Origin of the sequence: Saccharothrix syringae, assembly GCF_009498035.1 — a bacterium.
In the GTDB taxonomy this organism is placed as follows: Bacteria; Actinomycetota; Actinomycetes; order Mycobacteriales; family Pseudonocardiaceae; genus Actinosynnema; species Actinosynnema syringae.
Map to the genome: position 1 here is coordinate 445,727 of NZ_CP034550.1, position 18,888 is coordinate 464,614.

An 18,888-nucleotide genomic window follows, 5' to 3' on the forward strand; every position below is an offset into this window, starting at 1 on the left:
GTTCACGGCCGCGGCCGCAGGCGCAGGGTCCGCATGCCGCCGTCGACGGCCAGGACGGTGCCCGTGGTCGAGCCGGACAGGGGACCGGCCAGGTAGGCGACGGCGCCCGCGACCTCCTCCGCCGACACCAGCCGGCCGTGCGGCTGCCGGGCCTCCAGCGCGGCGCGCTCGTCGGCCGGGTCGTCGGCCGCGTCCAGCAGGCGGCCCACCCACGGGGTGTCCACCGTGCCGGGCGCCACCGCGTTGACCCGGATGCCCTCGCGCACGTGGTCGGCCGCCATGGCCAGGGTCAGCGCGTGCACCGCGCCCTTGCTGGCCGAGTACAGGGCGCGCTGCGGCAGGCCGGCCCAGCCGGCGATGGAGCCGGTGTTCACGATCGCCGCGGCCGGCGACCGGCGCAGGTGCGGCAGCGCGGCGCGGGTGACCCGGGCCATGCCGAGCACGTTCACGTCCAGCACCCGCAGCCACTCGTCGTCCGGGTTGGCCGCCACGTCGCCCTGCGCGCCGATGCCCGCGTTGTTCACCAGCACGTCGAGCCGGCCGAACCGCTCGACGACCTCGGCGACGGCCGCGCGCACCGACCCGTCGTCGGTCACGTCGGCCCGGACGCCGTGCATCGGCGGGTCCACCCGGGGCTCCAGGTCCAGGGCCACCGCCGTGGCGCCGCGCCCGGCCAGCAGCCGGGCGGTCGCCAGGCCGATGCCGGACGCGCCGCCGGTCACCACCGCGACCAGTCCCGCGAACTCGCTCACCGCGCCTCCAGGTTCGTCCACACCGGACCGTCGGGGTAGCGGAAGTCGACCAGGGCCCGGTCGACCATGCGGGCCGAGAAGCCGGGTTCGGTCGGCGCCGCGTACCGCCCGCCGCGCACCACGGCCGGGTCGGTGAAGTGCTCGTGCAGGTGGTCCACCCACTCCAGGGCGCGGCCCTCGGTGGTGCCCGAGACCGCGACGAAGTCGAACATCGCCAGGTGCCGCACCAGCTCGCACAGGCCGACGCCGCCCGCGTGCGGGCACACCGGCACGCCGAACTTGGCCGCCAGCAGCAGGATCGCGACGTTCTCGTTGACCCCGCCGACCCGGCACGCGTCGATCTGCACCACGTCCACCGCGCGGGCCTGGAGGAGCTGCTTGAACACCACCCGGTTCGCCACGTGCTCGCCGGTGGCGACCCGGATCGGGTGCAGGGCGCGCGCGATGGCCTGGTGGGCGAGCACGTCGTCGGGCGAGGTAGGCTCCTCGACCCAGTACGGGTCGAACGGGGCCAGCTCGCGCACCCGCTCGACCGCGGTGGCCACGTCCCAGCGCTGGTTGGCGTCCACCGCGATGCGCACGTCCGGGCCGACGACCTCGCGGGCCAGCCGGAGCCGGCGCACGTCGTCCGCGGGCGAGGCGCCGACCTTGATCTTGATCATGTCGAAGCCGTCGGCCACCGCCCGCCGGGCCAGGTCGGCCAGCTTGTCGTCGGAGTAGCCGAGCCAGCCGGGCGAGGTGGTGTAGGCGGGGTAGCCGTCGGCCTCCAGGCGCGCGGCGCGCCCGGCCCGGCCGGGTTCGGCGCGGCGCAGCAGGTCCAGGGCCTCGTCGGGGGTCAGCGCGTCGGAGAGGTAGCGGAAGTCGACCAGGCCGACCAGCTCCTCCGGGGTCATCCCGGCCAGGAACCGCCACAGCGGCAGGCCCGCGCGCCGGGCCGCCAGGTCCCACGCGGCGTTGACCACCGCGCCCAGCGCCATGTGCGCCACGCCCTTCTCCGGGCCGAGCCAGCGCAGCTGCGAGTCGCCGACCAGGTCGGCGGACAGGGCGGCGAGGTCGCGCGCGGTCGTCGGCGCGGGCCGGCCCACCACGTGCGGCGCGAGCGCCCGGATCGCCGCGACCTGCACGTCGTTGCCCCGGCCGATGGTGAACGCCAGGCCGTGGCCGTCCGGGCCCTCGTCGGTGCGCAGCACCGCGTAGGCGGCCGAGTAGTCGGGGTCGGGGTTCATCGCGTCCGAGCCGTCCAGCTCGCGCGAGGTCGGGAACCGGACGTCCACCACGTCGAGCGCGACGACGCGGGGCATCACGCCTGCCCGAACGTCTGCCGCTGCCGGCCCAGCCCGTCGATCTCCAGCTCCACCACGTCGCCCGCGCGCAGGTAGGGCTTGGGCTCGGGTTGCCCCAGCGCCACGCCGGCGGGCGTGCCGGTGTTGACCAGGTCGCCCGGCCGCAGCACCAGGAACCAGCTCAGGTAGCGGACCAGCTCGGCCACCGGGAAGATCATGTTCTTGGTCGAGGAGTCCTGGCGCGGGACGCCGTTGACGCGCAGCCGCAGGCCGAGCGCCTGGGGGTCCGCGACCTCGTCGGCGGGCACCAGGTACGGGCCGAGCGGGTTGAACGTCTCGCAGTTCTTGCCCTTGTCCCACTGCCCGCCGCGGTCGAGCTGGAACTCCCGCTCGGACACGTCGTGGGAGATCGTGTACCCGGCGACGCAGGCCAGCGCCTCCTCGGCGGACCCCAGGTAGCGCGCGGTGCGGCCGATGACCACGCCCAGCTCGACCTCCCAGTCGGTCCGGGTCGAGCGGCGGGGGATCAGCACCTCGTCGTCGGGTCCCACGATCGTGTCGGGGGCCTTGAGGAACACGACGGGCTCGGCCGGGACCGCGGCGCCGGTCTCCTCGGCGTGGTCCCGGTAGTTCAGGCCGATGCACACGATCTTGCCCACGCCCGCGACGGGCGGGCCGACGCGCACGCCGTCCGCCACGATCGGCTGGAGTTCGCGGTTCGCCAGCGCGGCACGGGCGCGCGCGATGCCGTCATCGGCTAGGAAGTCGCCCGTCACGTCGGCCGTGACCGGGGTCAGGTCGTAGGTGGCGCCGTCGTCGGCGCGGACGGCGGGGCGTTCGGAACCAGCCGGTCCCAGACGCAGCAACTGCACGGCGGACCTCCTTGAGGACGGTCGACACATCGGATGTATAGCGCTTCCGTGTGGGGGTCGTCCAGGGGGTGTCCGGATAGTGGTCCGATGAATCCGGGCCGCTGAGACGCGTGAAGACGTGCGGGGACGTACGAGGAACGTCGAGGACGCGAAAGGATGCGAGAGGACGCGATGAACCACCGCCGCCCGGTGTGGGCACCCGCTGCGACCGCCGCCCTGCTCGTCTCGCTGGTCGCGGGCCAGGCCGCCGCGCCGGGGGCGCCCGCCGCCCTCGGGGCGGGTTCGACACCGGGGGGCGGGGTCGCGGGCCCGATCGCGTCGGTGGTCGGCTCCGGCCGGGCCGGCGCCGGTCCCGCCGCCCTCGGTCCGGTCGTATCCGCCGCGCACCCGGCCGGGGCGCTCCCCCTGCCCCCGAACCACGACCGCACCCGCCCCCGGCGCGGCGACGAACCGCCCGCCGAGCGCGTCGACCCCGCCCTGACCCGCGCCACGGGCCCCGTCACCGCCTTCGTCGAACTCGCCACCACCCCCGCCGCCGAGGCTTACGGCGACCAGAAGGCCCGCGGCGCGGTCGACCCGGCCGCCGCCGCCCGCGCCGCCCGCCGGCGCACCGAGGACGTCGCCGACCGGGTCCTGGCCGCCCTGCGCCACCGGGACGCCGGCACCCGCGAGGTCGCCACCACCGGCAACGCCGTGCCCGGCGTGCTCGTCACCGCCGACGCCGCGCGGCTGCGCGAGCTGGCCGCCCTGCCGGAGGTCCGCGCGATCCGCCGCACCGTGCCCAAGGTCCTCCACAACGCCTCCGCCGCGCAGCTCACCGGGGTGGACCGGGTCTGGCGCGACACCGGCCACCGCGGCGAGGGGATGCGCATCGGCGTCGTTGACACCGGCATCGACTACACGCACGCCGACTTCGGCGGCCCCGGCACCACCGCCGCCCACGACGCGGTCGACCGCACCGCGCCGTGGACGCCGACCGCGAAGGTCGTCGGCGGCCACGACTTCGCCGGTGACGACTACGACGCCAACGACCCGGTCCGCGCCACGCCCGCGCCCGACCCCAACCCGATGGACTGCCAGGGCCACGGCACCCACGTCGCCGGCACGGCCGCCGGCTACGGCACCAACGCCGACGGCACCGCGTTCACCGGCGACTACGGCGCCCTGACGCCGGAGGCGTTGAACGGCATGGGCATCGGTCCCGGCGTCGCCCCGGCGGCCCAGCTGTACGCGCTGAAGATCTTCGGCTGCTCCGGCGCCACCGCGCTGGTCGGCCAGGCCCTGGACTGGTCGCTCGACCCGAACGGCGACGGCGACTTCGGCGACCGCCTCGACGTGGTGAACCTGTCCCTGGGCGGCGACTACGGCGGCCAGGACGACCCGGACAGCCTGTTCGTGCGCAAGGTCGTCGAGCACGGCGTGGTGGTGGTGGCGTCGGCGGGCAACGGCGGCGACTCCTACGACGTCGGCGGCTCGCCCGCGAACACCCCCGAGGCGCTGGCCGTGGCGAACACGCGCGACGCGTTCATGCTCCTCGACGGCGTCGAGGCGGACGGGGCGCGGCGCTCCGGCCAGTACAGCGTCGGCTACCCCGGCTACGACGCGCTGGACCTGGAGCTGCCGGTCGTGCCGGTCGCCGACCAGGCCAACGCCGACGGCTGCGCGCCGATCACCCAGGACCTGACCGACCGGTTCGTGTGGCTGGAGTGGGACGAGGACGACGCGACGCGCGAGTGCGGCTCCGCGCCCCGCACCGACAACGCGCAGGCCGCCGGCGCGCGGGGCGTGCTGCTGCCCGCCGACGGCGACGTGTTCAAGGCGGCCATCGCGGGCAACGCGGGCATCCCCGTCTTCCAGCTCACCGGCACCGACAGCCGGGCCGTGCGCCCCGCGCTGGAGGCGGGCACCCTCCGGGTCCGGATGACCGGTGCCCTGCGCAACGCCGCGCCGACCACCATCCCGGACCTCGCCGACACCGTGACGCCGTCCTCGTCGCGCGGGTCGCGCGGCCCGGTCGCGGCCAAGCCCGACGTGGCCGCGCCCGGCGACACGATCCTGTCCGCGGCGGCCGGCACCGGCACCGGCGCGGTGAGCCTGGGCGGCACGTCGATGGCGGCACCGCACGTGGCGGGCATCGCCGCGCTGGTCCGCCAGGCCCACCCGGACCGGTCGGTCGAGGAGGTCAAGGCCGCGATCGTGAACACCGCGACCCACGACGTGACCGACGGCGACGACCGCACGACCGGCACGCGCGAGGCGCCGATGCGGGTCGGCGCGGGGCGCGTGGACGCGGTGGACGCCGTGGCCGCGGACGTGCTGGCCATGGCGGCCGGCGACGCCGGCGCGGTCGGCATCTCGTTCGGGCCGGTCGGCGTGGCCGGGGAGGAGGAGCTGACCAGGCCGCTGGAGGTGGTCAACAAGTCGGCCGCCTGGCGCACGGCCCGCCTGTCCTACGAGCCCGTGACACAGGTGCCGGGCGCGAGCTTCGAGGTGTGGCCGCCGGTCGTGGTGGTGCCGCCGGGGCAGTCGCGGGCGGTCGACGTGCGGCTGCGGCTGGTGCCGGGGGAGCTGCGCAAGGTCGCCGACCCGACGGTGGAGAAGCTGCAGGCCGGCGTGGCCCGGCAGTTCCTGGCCGAGGCGTCCGGGCTGGTGGTGGTGCGCGCGGGCGGGCCGGCGCTGCGGGTGCCGGTGTACGCGGCGCCGAAGCCGGTGGCGGACGTGGAGGCCGTCCTGGACGGCGGTGTGCTGCGGCTGGGCGGGCGGGCGCTCGACCAGGGGGAGGGCGACGAGGCGTACCGGTCGCTGATGACCGCGTTCGAGCTGCAGGGCACCAGCCCGGAGCTGCCCGCCTGCACCGAGGAGGTGGAGGTCGGGTGCGCGGTGAACGAGTCGGCGCGGGGAGGCGACCTCCGGTACGTCGGGGCCGCGTCGGACGGCACGACCGTGGCGTTCGGCGTGGCCACGTGGCGGGACTGGGTGACGCTCGGGTCGGTGAACTCGCCGTGGATCCGGATCGACACCGATGCCGACGGGGCGCACGACTACGTGGTCGAGGCGGTCAAGCCGACGAACGCGGCGGGTGTGGTCACCTCGGACGTGTGGCTGGCGCGGACCACGCGGGTGGCCGACGGCGCGGTGGTCGACGAGCAGCCGCTCAACGGGCAGTACGGCGACGTCGACACGAACGTGATGGACAGCGACGTGGTGGTGCTGCCGGTGCTGCTGTCGGCGCTGGGGATCGACGCTGGGGCCGGGTCGGCGCGGCTGACCTACACGGCCGGGGTGTCCGGGCTGTACCCGGCGCCCGGTGACCCGGAGGGGTTCGTGGACCACGTCGCCGAGCCGATGTCGTTCGACCCGCTGCACCCGGGGATCGGGTTGCGCGGCGGGTGGTCGTTCACGGCCCGGGTCGGGGACGAGGTGGAGGTGGTCCGCGACCCGGCGTCGGCGGCGGTGGACCGGGCCGGTGGCCTGCTGGTGCTGCACCACCACAACGCGTCCGGTGACCGGGTGCAGGTGGTGGGGTGAGGTTTCGGTGGTGGGTGGTGTGGGTGGTCGGCTGGTGGGGGCGGTGTCCGGCTGGTGGGGGCGGTCGGGTGGTGGGGTGATCGGCATACTCGGGTGAATGGGCTTCGTGGTCGGGCTGGACGGTGGCGGCACGAGCACCCGCGCGGTGGTGCTGGACCTGGCGGGGGAGCGGGTCGGCGCCGGGGTGACCGGGGGTGCGAACCCCAACTCGCACCCGCCGGCGGTGGCCGCGGGGAACGTCCGGGAGGCGCTGGTCGCGGCGTTGGCCGGGGTGGACCCGGCGGCGGTCGAGGCCGGTGTGCTCGGGATGGCCGGGTCCGGCAAGGTGCTGTCCGACCCGGTGGTGGGCGGGTTGTTCGAGGCGGCGTGGCGCGGTGCCGGGCTGCGGTGCCCGCTGCGGGTGGTGACCGACTGCGAGGTGGCGTTCGCCTCGGGATCGGGTTCGCCCGACGGCACGGTGCTGGTGGCCGGGACAGGGTCCGTCGCGGCTCGGGTCGAGAACCACTCGTTGGTGTCGACCGCGGGGGGATACGGGTGGTTGTTGGGTGACGAGGGGTCCGCGTTCTGGTTGGGGCGGGAGGCGGTGCGGGCCGCGCTGGGCGCGTTGGAGCGCGGTGGGGCGGACGAGCTGACGGCGGCGGTGCTGGAGCGGGCCGGGGTTGGGGCCGGGGTTGGCGCCGGGGCGGACCGGGAGCGGTGGCGGCGGTTGATCACCGCGGTCAACGCCGGGCCGCCGGTCGGGCTGGCCCGGTACGCGCCGCTGGTCACCGCGCACGCCGGTGCGCCGTCGGCGGAGCGGATCATCGGTGGGGCGGTGGAGGTGCTGGTCGGGTTGGCCGAGGCAGTCCGGGTGGCGGGGGAGACCACGCCGGTGGTGCTGGTGGGGAGCCTGGTGCGGGCCGAGCCGCTGGGGTCGCGGTTGCGGCGGGAGCTGGGGCGGCGGACCGGGGGGCCGGTGGTGGTGGCCTCGGACGGGGCGGCCGGAGCGGCTTGGTTGGCGGCGGTGGAGGTGCTGGGGGAAGGGGCGCCTCGGCCGGTGTGACCGGGGCGGTCGGTGTGGCCGGGCGGGTGGTCCGGCTGGTGTTGGTGCTGGTCGGCCGGTGCGGGTGGGCTGTTCTCAGGCCAGGTCCGACAGCCACTGCTCGACGCCGGCCACGTGCACGGTGGCCCAGGAGCGGGCCAGTTCGGGTTGGTGCGCGGCCAGGGCGTCGACGATCGCGCGGTGCTCGGCGACGGTGCGCGCCACCGCGCCGGCCTGGGTGATGCCGCGCCAGATGCGGACCCGGACGGTCGGGCCGGCCAGGGTGTCGAGCAGGCGGGCCAGGTAGGCGTTGCCCGAGCAGCGGGCGATGGCGCGGTGGAACTCCAGGTCGTGCTCGACCAGTTCCTCGACCGTGCGGGCGGACTCGGCGGTGTCGCACAGGGCGCGCAGGGCGGTCACCTCGTCCGGGTCGACCCGCTGGGCGGCCATCGCGACCGCGGCCGGTTCGAGGATGCGGCGGACCTGGAGGACTTCGAGCACCGAGTCCTCGCCGCGGTGCAGGTCCAGCACGAACGACAGGGCGCCGAGCAGGTCGTCGGCGCGGAGGCTGGAGACGTAGGTGCCGTCGCCCTGGCGCACGTCCAGGACCCTGACCAGGGACAGCGCCTTGACCGCCTCGCGCAGGGAGTTGCGCGACAGGCCCAGCCGCTCGGCCAGGTCCGCCTCGCGCGGCAGCCGGTCGCCGGGTTTGAGCTCCCCGGAGACGATCATCTCCTTGACGCGCAGGATCGCGTCGTCGGTCACGGCCACGGCGCCCTCGCCTCGTCGGTAGACCTCGGATGTCTGGCGCCAAGTATGGGCCACGAGGATCAAGCGCGTGGGTGGTGTCGGGTCGGCGTCCGGTCGGCGTCCGGTCGGCGTCCGGTCGGTGGGTTTTTACTTGATGTTGGTTTGTTTTGTTATTTTGTAACCAAACGTGACGTCGTACACCTGTTGCGGCCATAATGGTCTGGACCATTTGAGGAGGGACCTTGGACACGGTTGTCGCAGCTCCGCGAGCACTGCTCGGTCGCACCATCACCGGTCCCGCCGGGGTACGGATCAGCGGGGGTCGGATCGTCGAGGTCGTCCAGGGGCCACCGCCCGAGGGCGCCGAGGTGCTGACCGACGGGCTGCTCACCCCGGGCCTGGTGGACGTGCAGGTCAACGGGGCGGTCGGCGTCGACTTCGCCGAGGTCGACCCCGAGGGCATGGCCGCGGTTGCGAGAGCGCTCCCGCAGACCGGGGTGACGCGCTTCCTGCCCACGCTGATCACGGCGCCGGTGCCCGTCGCGGTGCGGCAGGCGCACGCCGTGCTGGCGGCGGCGGCCACGCTGCTCCCGGGGGCCGGTGCCAAGCCGCTCGGGGTGCACCTGGAGGGGCCGTTCCTGTCGCCGAAGCGGGCCGGGGTGCACGACCCGAGCCTGATGGTGGCGCCCGGGCCGGCCGAGCTGGACCTGCTGCTGGGTGACGAGGTGCTGCGCCGTGCCCTGCGCATGGTGACCATGGCGCCCGAGCGGCCCGGGGGCATGGAGGCGGTGCGCCGGCTGGCGGCCGCCGGGGTGCTGGTGGCGGTCGGGCACAGCGACGCCACCGGGGAGCAGACGCGGGAGGCGGCCGAGGCCGGGGCCCGGATGGTCACGCACCTGTTCAACGCCCAGCGGCCGTTGGGGCACCGGGAGCCCGGGGTGCCGGGGGTCGCCCTGGTGGACGACCGGTTCACGCTGGGGTTGATCGCCGATCTGGCGCACGTGGGGCCGGATGTCTGCCGGTTGGTGTTCAACGCGGCCGGGGGGCGGGTCGCGCTGGTCACCGACGCGGTGGCGGCGGCCGGGATGCCGCCCGGGCGGTACCAGTTGGGTGGGGCGGACGTGCTGCTCACGGAGGACGGGGTGCCCCGGTCGCCCGAGGGGACCATCGCGGGGAGTGCGCTGACGTTGGACCGGGCGGTGCGCAACATCGTGTCGGTGGGGGTGGGGGTGGCCGACGCGCTGGCTTCGGCGACGATCATCCCGGCCGACGTCATCGGGGAGCCGACGTTGGGGCGGTTGGAGGTCGGGGCGGTGGCCGATCTCGTCTGGTGGGACGACGAGCTGCGGCCCCGGAAGGTGTGGGTCGACGGTGAGGTGGTGTTCGACAGCACCGAGGTGCTGAAGACCGGCGACGTCGGGTTGGCGGCGGCCGGCCAATAGATCGGTTGTCTGCCTGTTTTCTGCCTGTCGTCCGGCGGTTGTTCGGCGGTTGCCTGACAGCTGTCTGACAGTCGGACTCGGACGAGGAAGGCCCGAGCGGTGCTGAACCCGCTCGGGCCTTTTCGTTCTTGCTTACCCGGCGGGTTGCGAGGGGCCTCGATTTGACATGGGGCCCTTACGAGCACCGGAGGCAGGCCGCAGCCGACAGGCACGGCGGGGAAAAGCGTCCCGCCGAGCCTGCCGGCTCCGACCAGCCTATGGCACTCGAACCCATGTCAAATCGGGGCCCGCCGGCCCCACCGGACCCAGCGTCCTCCGGCGTGTCATGCGTCCAGCACCGGCGTGTCCTCCACTCGGACACCGCGTGTCCTCCAGTCCGACACCGCGTGTCATGCGTTCAAGCCGGGCGTGTCATGCGTTCAAACCGCGCGAGTCGAACCTTCAGGACCCTCGTGTCGAACGTTCCGGCCCCCCGAGTTCTACGTTCAGGGTTGTTGTCAGCGGGTGCGGGTGACCTTGTTCAGGCCCCGGGGGCTGTCCGGGTCGCCGCCCCGGGCCAGGGACAGGCCGTGGGCCAGGCGTTGGACCGGGAGGATTTCCAGGATCGGGGCCACTTCCTCGGCGGTGTCGGCCACGGGGACGCGCAGGGCGGCCGACACCTTGTCCGACACCGAGCCGACGGCCAGCACGTCCGCGCCGCGGCCGTGGACGGCGTCCAGGACCTCGTGCAGGGCGTCGCCGCCCCGGCCGGTGCTGGTGATGGCCAGGACGGCCGTTTCGGCGTCCACCGCCGCCACCGGGCCGTGGAGCAGGTCGGCGCCGCTGTAGGCCCTGGCGGCCAGGTAGGAGGTCTCGGCCAGTTTCAGGGCCGCTTCCAGGGCCGAGGGGAGGGAGTAGCCGCGGCCGGTGGTGAGGACCCGGTCCACGAAGCGGTAGCGCTGGACTGCTTCCGCTACTGCGTCCGCGGACTGGTCGAGGGTTGCCCGTGCCAGGTCGCCCACGTTGGCGACGGTGGAGCCGTTGCCGCCTCGGATGGCGTCCACCAGCAGGTACAGGGCCAGGAGGGTGGCCGAGTAGGTCTTGGTCGCGGCTACCGCCCGCTCCACGCCCGCGCCGATGTCCACCTGGAGTTCCGCGGCGGCGTTGATGGGGGAGTCGGGGGTGTTGGTGACGGCCACGGTCAGGGCGCCTCGGGACCTGGCCGACTCGGTGACCTCCAGCAGGTCGGGTGAGCCGCCGGACTGGGAGACGGTCACCAGGAGGACGTCGCGGAGGTCCGGTTGGGCGCCGTAGAGGGTGGTGGTCGATGGCGACACCAGGCCGGCGGGCAGTTGCAGCAGCACTTCGGTCAGGTACTTCGCGTACAGGGCGGCGTGGTCGCTGGAGCCCCGGGCCGCCAGGAGGACGAACCTCGGCTTCCTGGCGGCGATCGCGCCGGCCACCGAGGCGATGTCGCCGCGCCTGGCGACCAGGTCGGCGAAGACCCCGGGTTGCTGGTCGATCTCGGCCGCCATGTGCCTGCCGGGCTGGTGCTCGCTCATCGGGAACTCCCCTACTCGGTGGCGGCGGCGATGCGCTCTGCCGCGGCGCGCAGGCACACCCGGGAACCGCCGTGGGTGTCGACGCGGGCGGTGGCGCCCAGGTCCGGACCCGGCACGCCCGTCTCGACGTGAACAAGGTCTAGACCAATATTAGCGAGTGTGGTGACCACCTCGCGAGCCCACGCGTGGCGGTGTGCCTCACGTGTCACCACGACGACCGGGCGGCCGGCGGCCCGGTCCGCGATCCCGGCCGCGGAGGTCGGCGGGACCACCGTGGTGCCCGGGATCAGCTCTTCGAGGTACGGGCCCAGGCCCCAGGGGACGTCGCCCACCGCGATCGACGGTTCCACCGCCAGGTCCACCACGACCGGGGGACCCGACAGCCGCAGCTCCCCGCGCACCCCCAGGGCGGCGCGGGCCGCTTTCAGGCCCAGGTCCGGGTCGTGTCCCTCCACGGCGGCGGGCGGGGTGCCCAGGGCCGCGGTGCGCCGGGCCGCCTCCTCCAGCCTCTCCGGCGGCAGTTCGCCCGACTCCACGGCGGCGACGATGGCGTCCACCAGGCGGCGCAGGCCGTCGTCGTCGAGCGGTTCGCCGCCCAGGCACAGGGCGTCCACGCCGGCGGCCAGGGCCCGGACCGAGCCTTGGGCCAGGTCGCCGCCCACGGCCTTCATGTCCAGGCCGTCGGTGATGACCGCGCCGGTGAAGCCCAGGTCCTCCCGCAGCACGCGGATCGCCTCGGGGTTCAGGGTCGCGGGTTCGGGGCCCCACTCGGGCACGACGAGGTGGCCCGTCATCACCGACCGCACGCCCGCCTGCACGGCCGCCCGGAACGGGACCAGCTCGACCCCGGCCAGCTCCGCCGCGGTGCGCGGCAGCACCGGCAGCGCGGCGTGGGAGTCCACGGTGGACGCGCCGTGGCCGGGGAAGTGCTTGGCGCAGGCCGCGACGCCCACCGCCTGCATGCCCTCGACGAACGCGGCCACGTGGGCACCCGCCTCCCGCGGGTCCGAGCCGAACGACCGCACCCCGATCACCGGGTCCTCCAGGGTGAGGACCAGGTCCGCCGACGGGGCCAGGTTCAGGCTCACCCCGCAGGCCGCCAGGCGGGCGGCCATCGACGCGGCCACCTCGCGGGTCAGCCGCAGGTCGCCCGCCGCGCCCAGGGCGTGGTTGCCCGGCACCTCCGAGCCGCGGCCGGCGTCGAGCCTGGTGACGTCGCCGCCCTCCTCGTCGATGCCGATCACCACGTCCGCGCGGGCACCGCGCAGCTGGGCGTTCAGGGCGGTCACCTGGGCGTCGTCCACGACGTTGCGGCCGAACAGCACCACGCCGCCCAGGCCGTCCGCCACCCGCTTCAACAGCCAGTCCGGTGCCTCCGTGCCGTGGAAACCCGGCAGCAGCACACCCGACGCGAGCCGGTGCAACGACATCCGCCCCTACCCCTTCACCGCACCGGCGGTGACGCCGGTGACCATCTTGCGCTGCACGATCAGGAAGAACACCAGCACCGGCAGGGTGAACAGGGCCGACGCCGCCATCGCGCCGCCCCAGTCGGTGCCGAACTGGCTCTGGAAGCTCGACAGCCACACCGGCAGGGTCTGCTTGGCCTGGTCGTTCACCAGCGACAGCGCGTAGAGGAACTCGTTCCACGCGGTGACGAAGGCGAACACCGAGGTGGCCACCAGGCCGGGGCCGAGCAGCGGCAGCGTGACCCGGCGGAACGCGCCCCACCGGCCGCAGCCGTCCACCATCGCGGCCTCCTCCAGCTCCAGCGGGATGCCGTTGACGAAGCCGCGCAGCGTCCAGGCGCAGAACGGCAGCGTCACCGCGAAGTAGACCAGGGTCAGCACGGGCAGCCGGTCGAGCAGGTCGAGGTCGCGCATCATCAGGAAGATCGGGATCAGCAGCGCCTCGAACGGCGCCATCTGCGCGACCAGCATCACCATGACGAAGCCCTTGCGCCCCCGGAACCGCATCCGGGACAGCGCCACCGCCGCCAGCAGGCCCACCACCAGCGCCGCCAGCACCGCGCTCAGCGTCACCAGCAGGCTGTTGGCCAGCGAGTCGAGGAAGCCCGCCTTGTTCCACGCGGTGGCGAAGTTCGCGCCCGTCACCGAGAACGGCACCAGGTCGTAGCCGCTGGTGAGCATGTCGACGCGCGGTTTGAGCGCCGAGGTCACCATCCAGTAGGTCGGGAACGCGAAGAACAGCGCCACGACCAGCGCGACGGCGTTCGCCGCGACCTTCTTGGCCATCACAGCGCACCCTCCTGGGAACCGACCAGCCGGCGCAGGTACTGGAACGTCAGCAGCGCCAGCAGCAGCACCATCACCACGGACACCGCCGCCGCCACGCCGAAGTGGCTCTGCGAGATGCCCTCCAGGTACTGGTAGACGGGCAGCGTGGTGCTGCCGCCGTCCGGGCCGCCCTTGCGCATGGCCCAGATCTGGGCGAACACCTTGAAGTCCCACAGCAGGGACAGGAACGTCACCATCGTCATCAGCGGCCGCAGCTCCGGCCACGTCACGGCGCGGAAGGTCTGCCACGCCGACGCGCCGTCCATGCCCGCCGCCTCGTACTGGTCCTTCGGGATGCCGATGACACCCGCGTACAGGGAGAACGCCAGGAACGGCACGGCCTGCCACACGATCAGCAGCCCGATCACGCCCAGCGTCGACGTGCCGGTGGAGAACCAGGAGAACCCGGCGAAGCCGTCGAACCCGACCTTGACCAGCGTCTTGTTGAGGATGCCGTACTGCTGGTCGAAGATCCACTGGTAGACCGTGGTGGCCGCGACCAGCGGCATCGCCCACGCCAGCAGCATGGCGACCTGGAGCGCGATCCGGACCACGGGGTTGACCTGCCGCATCAGCAGCGCGATCAGCAGCCCGGCGACCACCGACGCGGCCACCACCAGCGCGGTGAACACCACGGTGCGCAGCGCGATGGTCCAGAACCCGGGGTCGCCGAGGATCTGGGCGTAGTTGTCGAAGCCGGTCCACACGACCTGGCCGCGGGTCAGCTCGCGCAGGTTGAGCCTGCGGAAGCTGGTGACCAGCACGGACAGGACGGGCCAGCCGATCAGCCAGAGGATGGCCACCACGGCGGGGGCCAGCAGCAGGTAGGGCAGCACCCGGTCGAAGGCACTGCCCCGACGGCGCGGTGCGCCGTCCGGACGCGCGGCACGCCGCGGTGCCGACGAGGGGGTCGTCGGCACCGCGGCGTCGGTCGTGTCAACGGCCGTCATGCGCTCGTCAGCCGGCCAGCGTCTTCGACAGCGAGGCGTTGGCGTCCGCGGCGGCCTGGTCCAGCGGCTTCGCACCGGTCAGGTACGCGGTCAGCATGTCCTTGAGCGGGTTCTGGCCCGCCTCGACCGCGGCCCACGACGGCGTGGTCGGGGTGACCTTGCCGTTGGGGGCGGACTCGGCCAGCGCCTTGCCGATCGGGTTGGTGGCCAGCTTCGCGGTGTCGGTCGAGGTGCCCGGCACCGAACCGCCCTCGGCCAGCATGTCCTGGTACTTCTTGCCGCTCAGCAGCTTCAGGTACTCCTTGGCCAGGTCGGGGTTCTTGGAGCCCTGCGGGATGGCCAGGTTCGAGCCGCCCAGGAACACCGGGGCGGTCTTGCCCGCGGTCTTCGACGGGATCGGGAAGGCGCCGGTCTTGTCCTTCAGGTCGGGGTTGGCCTTGACCGCGCCCGCCAGCTCCCACGGCAGGCCGATCATCATGCCGACCTTGCCCGTGCCGAAGACCTCCATCTGCTGCGGGGTGGCCTCGTCGGCGTCCTTCGGGGCCTTGGTGCCGGAGGTGTCGACGAGCTTCTTGTAGAACTCGACACCGGCCTTGGCCTGCGGGGTGTCCAGCGCGCCGGCCCAGCCCGAGCCCTGCTGCTTGGCCACGTCGCCGCCCTCGTCCCAGATGAACGACAGCAGCGTGTACCAGGACTGGCCCGGCAGGTAGAGGGCCTGGAACTCCGGGTCGGCGGCGTTGGCGGCCTTCAGCTTCTCGATCGCGGCCACCCACTCGTCGCGGGAGGTCGGCGCCGCCGTGATGCCGGCCGCCTGGAACAGGTCGGTCCGGTAGATGACCGTGCGGTTGGCGGCGTAGAACGGCACGCCGTACTGCTTGCCGTCCCAGGTCAGCGAGTCCTTCAGGCCGCTCAGCCACTGGTCGCCGTTGAGGTCGGAGACGTCGCCGCTGAGGTCGGTCAGCGTCTCCTCAGCCGCGAACTTCGACGTCTGGGTGTTGCCCAGCTCGATGACGTCCGGAGGGTTGTTGCTGGTCAGAGCGGTGGTCAGCTTCTCCTGGATGCCGTTCCACTTCTGGACCTCGTACTTGACCGTGACGCCCGCGTGCGAGTCCTGGAACTCCTTGTTCAGCGCGTCGGTCAGGGTGGTCGGCGCGGAGCCGTCCATCAACCAGACCGTCAGCGTCTTGGGGTCACCGGAGTCGCCGCTGCCGCTGTCGGAGCTCGTGCCACACCCGGCCACGGCCACCGCGACAGCGGTCGCCCCTACGGCCAGTCCTCTCCAGCCCTTCACGTGTGCGCCCTTTCCCCATGCCCGGTCCCGACGACCGGAACGCCCGAAGTGGTGTAGACCAATGCGGCCTAGAGTGTGCCCCGCCACAGGGCATGTCAAGAACGTTGCTGGACCGTTGCAAAGTCATCGGGTCAATTTCCGGGGGCATGTCGGGGGTTCGGGTCCACGATCGGAGGTGGACAGGGCATCCTGTTCCCGGGAGCGCTGTGTGTGACAACACTGGCGAGGTCGAGGAGGAGAGCATGCTGGAGACGAGCCCGGCGGCCGGCGTGGACGCCAGGTCCCGCGCGCAGCGCGAGCCGAAGTACTGGGGACTCAAGCGGCACCTGCTCGACCTGCTGCGCGCGCTGCCACCGGGTTCGCCGATCCCGACCGAGCGGTCGCTGGCCGCCGAGTTCGACGTCTCCCGCACCACGGTCCGCCAGGCGCTCGCCGAGCTGACCGTCGAGGGCCGGCTGCTGCGCGTGCAGGGCAAGGGCACGTTCGCCGCCGAGCCGAAGGTCGCCCAGCGGCTCCAGCTGTCCTCGTACACAGAGGACATGAAGGCCCAGGGCCGGCAGCCGTCGTCGAAGTTGATCGAGGCGTCGGAGATGCCCGCCGAGGCCGAGCTGGCCCGCCTGCTGGGCGTGCGCGCGGGCGCGAAGGTGCTCCGCCTGCACCGCCTGCGCCTGGCCGACGGCGAGCCGATGGCCATCGAGACCACCCACCTGGCCCTGGGCCGCTTCCGCGGCCTGCGCCGCTACCTGGCGCCGGGCGCCTCGCTCTACCAGGTGCTGCGCGAGCGCTTCGGCGTCGAGATGGGCCACGCGGAGGAGACCATCGAGACGGCCCTGGCCTCGCCGGAGGAGGCCGAGCTGCTGGGCGCCGACATCGGCCTGCCCATGCTGCTGCTCTCGCGCCACTCGTTCGACACCGAGGGCAACCCGGTCGAATGGGTGCGCTCGGTCTACCGGGGCGACCGCTACAAGTTCGTCGCCACCCTGAACCGCCCGGCCCACTAGTCCCACCGGGGCGGTCCGCCTTCTGCATCGATATTCATCGGACCTGTACGTCCTTCCACGCGACCCGTCCCGGCCCCCGCCACCCCTCCGCCGGCCGGACCGGGGCGCCGCTCCGGCGTGCCCGCCACCCGCCGACACAATTGTTCACCGATCGAACATTTAGCCAGGCCACCGACTTAACACCCCTCCGCTACCCCCTCCTCCGCGCCGCCCCGCGCCCTCCCTCCGCCAAGATCGTCTCCTCCCCCGCGCCCACCTCCCACTCATCGGAGGACCACCCCGCGCGTGTCCTCCACTCCGACACCGCGTGTCCTCCACCGGGGCACCGCGAGTCCGCCACCGGGGCACCGGTCCGAGATCGTCGCGCCGACGCGGAGGCGGGTTGGTGACGGGCGTCACACGGAGGGGGCTCACCCCGGCGGCGGCTTCCGGCTACACCGGGGATGACCGGAACTCCTCCGGTCTCACCCGCTCGGCCTAACAGCATTCACACGTCCGGGCAGTCGATCACCGAATTCCTTACTTCTGGCAAAACCGCCCGAATCGGTGATCGAATAACTACCTTGAGTGAGAGTTAACTGTCAAACGCTACACAGCGCAGTTGCACTGGCGTGGTCTGTGACACACTTCGCCCTCAGATGGCCCGAGCCGTTACAGGTAACAGGGTCATAACGTCGCTCGAACGGGTGAGTACTGGTCGGTAGCGACCGGGAAGGAGGGGCCATGCGAGAGAGCGGAGCCCCGCGCACCGCGTTCGGAGCCGCCGCCGCGGAGACGGGTCGCGCGACCGGGCAGACCGGGAGTGGCGCGAGCCGGAGAACCGGGAAGAGAAGTGGAGGGGTGGGGCGACCCCTGCCGCCGCCCCACCACCCGTCCCCCTAGAGCCCCCGAGAGCGGTCCCTGCAACCAGGCTCTCGGGTTCCCTGCACCCGAAGATGAGGGAGACGCCTAATGAACCGCACGAGTGCGGTCCGCCTCGCCACGGCAACCCTGCTCGCCGTGGGCTCGGCTACAGCACTAAGCGTACCGGCGATCGCGACGGCCGCCGCCCCCTATGCGGCAAGCCCCGCCGACACGGAGAGCTACCCCGCCGAGTTGCTGCAAGCGGCCCAGCGCGACCTCGGCCTGACCGCCGAACAGGTGACCGCCCGTTTGGCGAGCGACACCCGCGCGGGTGAGGTCGAGTCGGCCGCGAAGGCGGCGGTCGGCCACGCCTACGCCGGTTCGTGGATCAACTCCGCCACGGGCAGGCTGGTCGTCGCGGTGACCGACGCGGCCAAGGCGGACGCGGCCCGCGCCGCGGGCGCCGACGTCCGGCGCGTCGCCTTCTCGCACCAGCAGCTCACCGGGGCCAAGGCGTCGCTCGACGGCATGGCCGCGCCGAAGGCCATCACGAGCTGGCGCGTCGACGAGCAGACCAACTCGGTCGTCGTCGAGGTCAACCGCGCGCAGCGCGACGCGTCCGCCGAGGCGTTCATCGCGCAGGCCAAGTCGGTCAGCCCGTCCGTGCGCGTGGTCGAGGTCGCCGAGTCCCCGACGACCCTGTACGACACCCGCGGCGGCGACGCCTACTACATCGGCTCCAGCCGCTGCTCCATCGGCTTCGCGGTGACCGGCGGCTTCGTGACCGCGGGCCACTGCGGCCGCTCGGGCAACGCGACGACCGGCTACAACCGCGTCTCGCAGGGCACGTTCGCCGGGTCGTCGTTCCCGGGCAACGACTACGCCTGGGTGCGCACGAACTCCAACTGGACCTCGCGGCCGTGGGTGAACCGCTACAACGGCAGCAACGTCACCGTCACCGGCTCCACCTCGGCGGCGGTCGGCGCGGCGATCTGCCGCTCCGGCTCCACCACCGGCTGGCACTGCGGCACCGTCCAGGCCAAGAACTCGACGGTGAACTACCCGCAGGGCACGGTGTCCGGCCTGACCCGCACGAACGCCTGCGCCGAGCCGGGTGACTCGGGCGGCTCGTGGGTGGCGGGCTCCGGCTACAGCCAGGCCCAGGGCGTGACCTCCGGCGGTTCGGGCAACTGCTCCTCCGGCGGCACGACCTACTTCCAGCCGGTCGGCGAGATCCTCAGCGCCTACGGGTTGTCCCTGACCCGCGGCTGACGCGACACCGGGCGCGCGGCCCGAGTCCCCTGCGGGCCGCGCGCC

General features: G+C 73.5%; 14 protein-coding genes. 5 read left to right on the forward strand and 9 right to left on the reverse strand.

The genetic code is table 11. From position 1 onward, the window contains the following. Positions 1 to 2: 2 nt before the first annotated feature. The 3 genes from EKG83_RS02080 to EKG83_RS02090 are packed head-to-tail and all read right to left on the reverse strand — an operon-like array spanning position 3 to position 2,907. Entirely contained in the window at positions 3 to 752 is a 750-nt protein-coding gene (locus EKG83_RS02080) for an SDR family NAD(P)-dependent oxidoreductase (RefSeq protein WP_033432262.1), read from the reverse strand. Then, the gene (locus EKG83_RS02085; protein WP_033432261.1) at positions 749 to 2,053 is read right to left on the reverse strand and encodes an enolase C-terminal domain-like protein; all 1,305 of its coding nucleotides are present in this window, start codon (positions 2,051 to 2,053) and stop codon (positions 749 to 751) included. The genes EKG83_RS02080 and EKG83_RS02085 overlap by 4 nt, the downstream gene beginning before the upstream one ends. Continuing rightward, a complete protein-coding gene (locus EKG83_RS02090; RefSeq protein ID WP_033432260.1) occupies positions 2,053 to 2,907 on the reverse strand; it encodes a fumarylacetoacetate hydrolase family protein in 855 nt (284 codons plus the stop codon). The genes EKG83_RS02085 and EKG83_RS02090 overlap by 1 nt, the downstream gene beginning before the upstream one ends. A gap of 156 nt (positions 2,908 to 3,063) precedes the next feature. Between EKG83_RS02090 and EKG83_RS02095 the strand changes: the two genes are divergently transcribed. Both EKG83_RS02095 and EKG83_RS02100 read left to right on the forward strand, forming a co-directional pair. Further along, positions 3,064 to 6,435 (forward strand): S8 family peptidase, encoded by a 3,372-nt coding sequence (locus tag EKG83_RS02095; RefSeq protein WP_153277839.1) that lies wholly within the window; start codon positions 3,064 to 3,066, stop codon positions 6,433 to 6,435. A gap of 97 nt (positions 6,436 to 6,532) precedes the next feature. Further along, positions 6,533 to 7,477 carry an N-acetylglucosamine kinase gene (locus tag EKG83_RS02100; RefSeq protein WP_033432259.1) on the forward strand — a complete coding sequence of 315 codons (945 nt, stop codon included), beginning with the start codon at positions 6,533 to 6,535 and terminating at the stop codon, positions 7,475 to 7,477. Positions 7,478 to 7,552: 75 nt separating this feature from the next. Here the strand turns inward: EKG83_RS02100 and EKG83_RS02105 are convergent, their stop codons facing one another. Beyond that, a complete protein-coding gene (locus tag EKG83_RS02105) occupies positions 7,553 to 8,227 on the reverse strand; it encodes a FadR/GntR family transcriptional regulator (protein WP_033432258.1) in 675 nt (224 codons plus the stop codon). Between the two features lie 221 nt (positions 8,228 to 8,448). Between EKG83_RS02105 and nagA the strand changes: the two genes are divergently transcribed. After that, the gene (gene nagA, locus EKG83_RS02110) at positions 8,449 to 9,648 is read left to right on the forward strand and encodes an N-acetylglucosamine-6-phosphate deacetylase (protein WP_051766224.1); all 1,200 of its coding nucleotides are present in this window, start codon (positions 8,449 to 8,451) and stop codon (positions 9,646 to 9,648) included. A 497-nt stretch (positions 9,649 to 10,145) separates the two neighbouring features. On the opposite strand, the gene EKG83_RS02115 is transcribed toward nagA, so the two are convergent. Genes EKG83_RS02115 through EKG83_RS02135 form a run of 5 tightly spaced genes read right to left on the reverse strand, consistent with a single transcriptional unit; the run spans position 10,146 to position 15,727 of the window. Next, positions 10,146 to 11,189, reverse strand: a complete 1,044-nt coding sequence (locus tag EKG83_RS02115; RefSeq protein WP_033432257.1) for an SIS domain-containing protein — start codon at positions 11,187 to 11,189, stop codon at positions 10,146 to 10,148. Between the two features lie 11 nt (positions 11,190 to 11,200). Further along, positions 11,201 to 12,619, reverse strand: coding sequence for a glycoside hydrolase family 3 protein (locus EKG83_RS02120; RefSeq protein ID WP_033432256.1), 1,419 nt, complete (start codon positions 12,617 to 12,619; stop codon positions 11,201 to 11,203). Positions 12,620 to 12,625: 6 nt separating this feature from the next. Then, positions 12,626 to 13,444, reverse strand: coding sequence for a carbohydrate ABC transporter permease (locus EKG83_RS02125; protein WP_033432255.1), 819 nt, complete (start codon positions 13,442 to 13,444; stop codon positions 12,626 to 12,628). Then, entirely contained in the window at positions 13,444 to 14,436 is a 993-nt protein-coding gene (locus tag EKG83_RS02130; protein WP_033432254.1) for a carbohydrate ABC transporter permease, read from the reverse strand. The genes EKG83_RS02125 and EKG83_RS02130 overlap by 1 nt, the downstream gene beginning before the upstream one ends. A 7-nt stretch (positions 14,437 to 14,443) precedes the next feature. Then, entirely contained in the window at positions 14,444 to 15,727 is a 1,284-nt protein-coding gene (locus EKG83_RS02135) for a sugar ABC transporter substrate-binding protein (RefSeq protein ID WP_033432253.1), read from the reverse strand. Positions 15,728 to 15,969: 242 nt separating this feature from the next. On the opposite strand from EKG83_RS02135, the gene EKG83_RS02140 reads away from it, so the two are divergent. Further along, a complete protein-coding gene (locus EKG83_RS02140; RefSeq protein ID WP_033432252.1) occupies positions 15,970 to 16,728 on the forward strand; it encodes a GntR family transcriptional regulator in 759 nt (252 codons plus the stop codon). A gap of 951 nt (positions 16,729 to 17,679) precedes the next feature. Then, on the forward strand, positions 17,680 to 18,843 hold the full coding sequence (locus tag EKG83_RS02145) for a S1 family peptidase (protein ID WP_033432251.1): 1,164 nt from the start codon (positions 17,680 to 17,682) through the stop codon (positions 18,841 to 18,843). The last annotated feature ends 45 nt before the right edge of the window (positions 18,844 to 18,888 follow it).

What these genes read in the sequence shown, in the direction of transcription:
- EKG83_RS02085 (WP_033432261.1), bottom strand. Translation starts at nt 2,053, where the DNA reads ATGCCCCGCGTCGTCGCGCTCGACGTGGTGGACGTCCGGTTCCCGACC.
- EKG83_RS02130 (WP_033432254.1), bottom strand. Translation starts at nt 14,436, where the DNA reads ATGACGGCCGTTGACACGACCGACGCCGCGGTGCCGACGACCCCCTCG.
- EKG83_RS02095 (WP_153277839.1), top strand. Translation starts at nt 3,064, where the DNA reads ATGCGAGAGGACGCGATGAACCACCGCCGCCCGGTGTGGGCACCCGCT.
- EKG83_RS02145 (WP_033432251.1), top strand. Translation starts at nt 17,680, where the DNA reads ATGAACCGCACGAGTGCGGTCCGCCTCGCCACGGCAACCCTGCTCGCC.
- EKG83_RS02125 (WP_033432255.1), bottom strand. Translation starts at nt 13,444, where the DNA reads ATGGCCAAGAAGGTCGCGGCGAACGCCGTCGCGCTGGTCGTGGCGCTG.
- EKG83_RS02140 (WP_033432252.1), top strand. Translation starts at nt 15,970, where the DNA reads ATGCTGGAGACGAGCCCGGCGGCCGGCGTGGACGCCAGGTCCCGCGCG.
- EKG83_RS02120 (WP_033432256.1), bottom strand. Translation starts at nt 12,619, where the DNA reads ATGTCGTTGCACCGGCTCGCGTCGGGTGTGCTGCTGCCGGGTTTCCAC.
- EKG83_RS02115 (WP_033432257.1), bottom strand. Translation starts at nt 11,189, where the DNA reads ATGAGCGAGCACCAGCCCGGCAGGCACATGGCGGCCGAGATCGACCAG.
- EKG83_RS02100 (WP_033432259.1), top strand. Translation starts at nt 6,533, where the DNA reads ATGGGCTTCGTGGTCGGGCTGGACGGTGGCGGCACGAGCACCCGCGCG.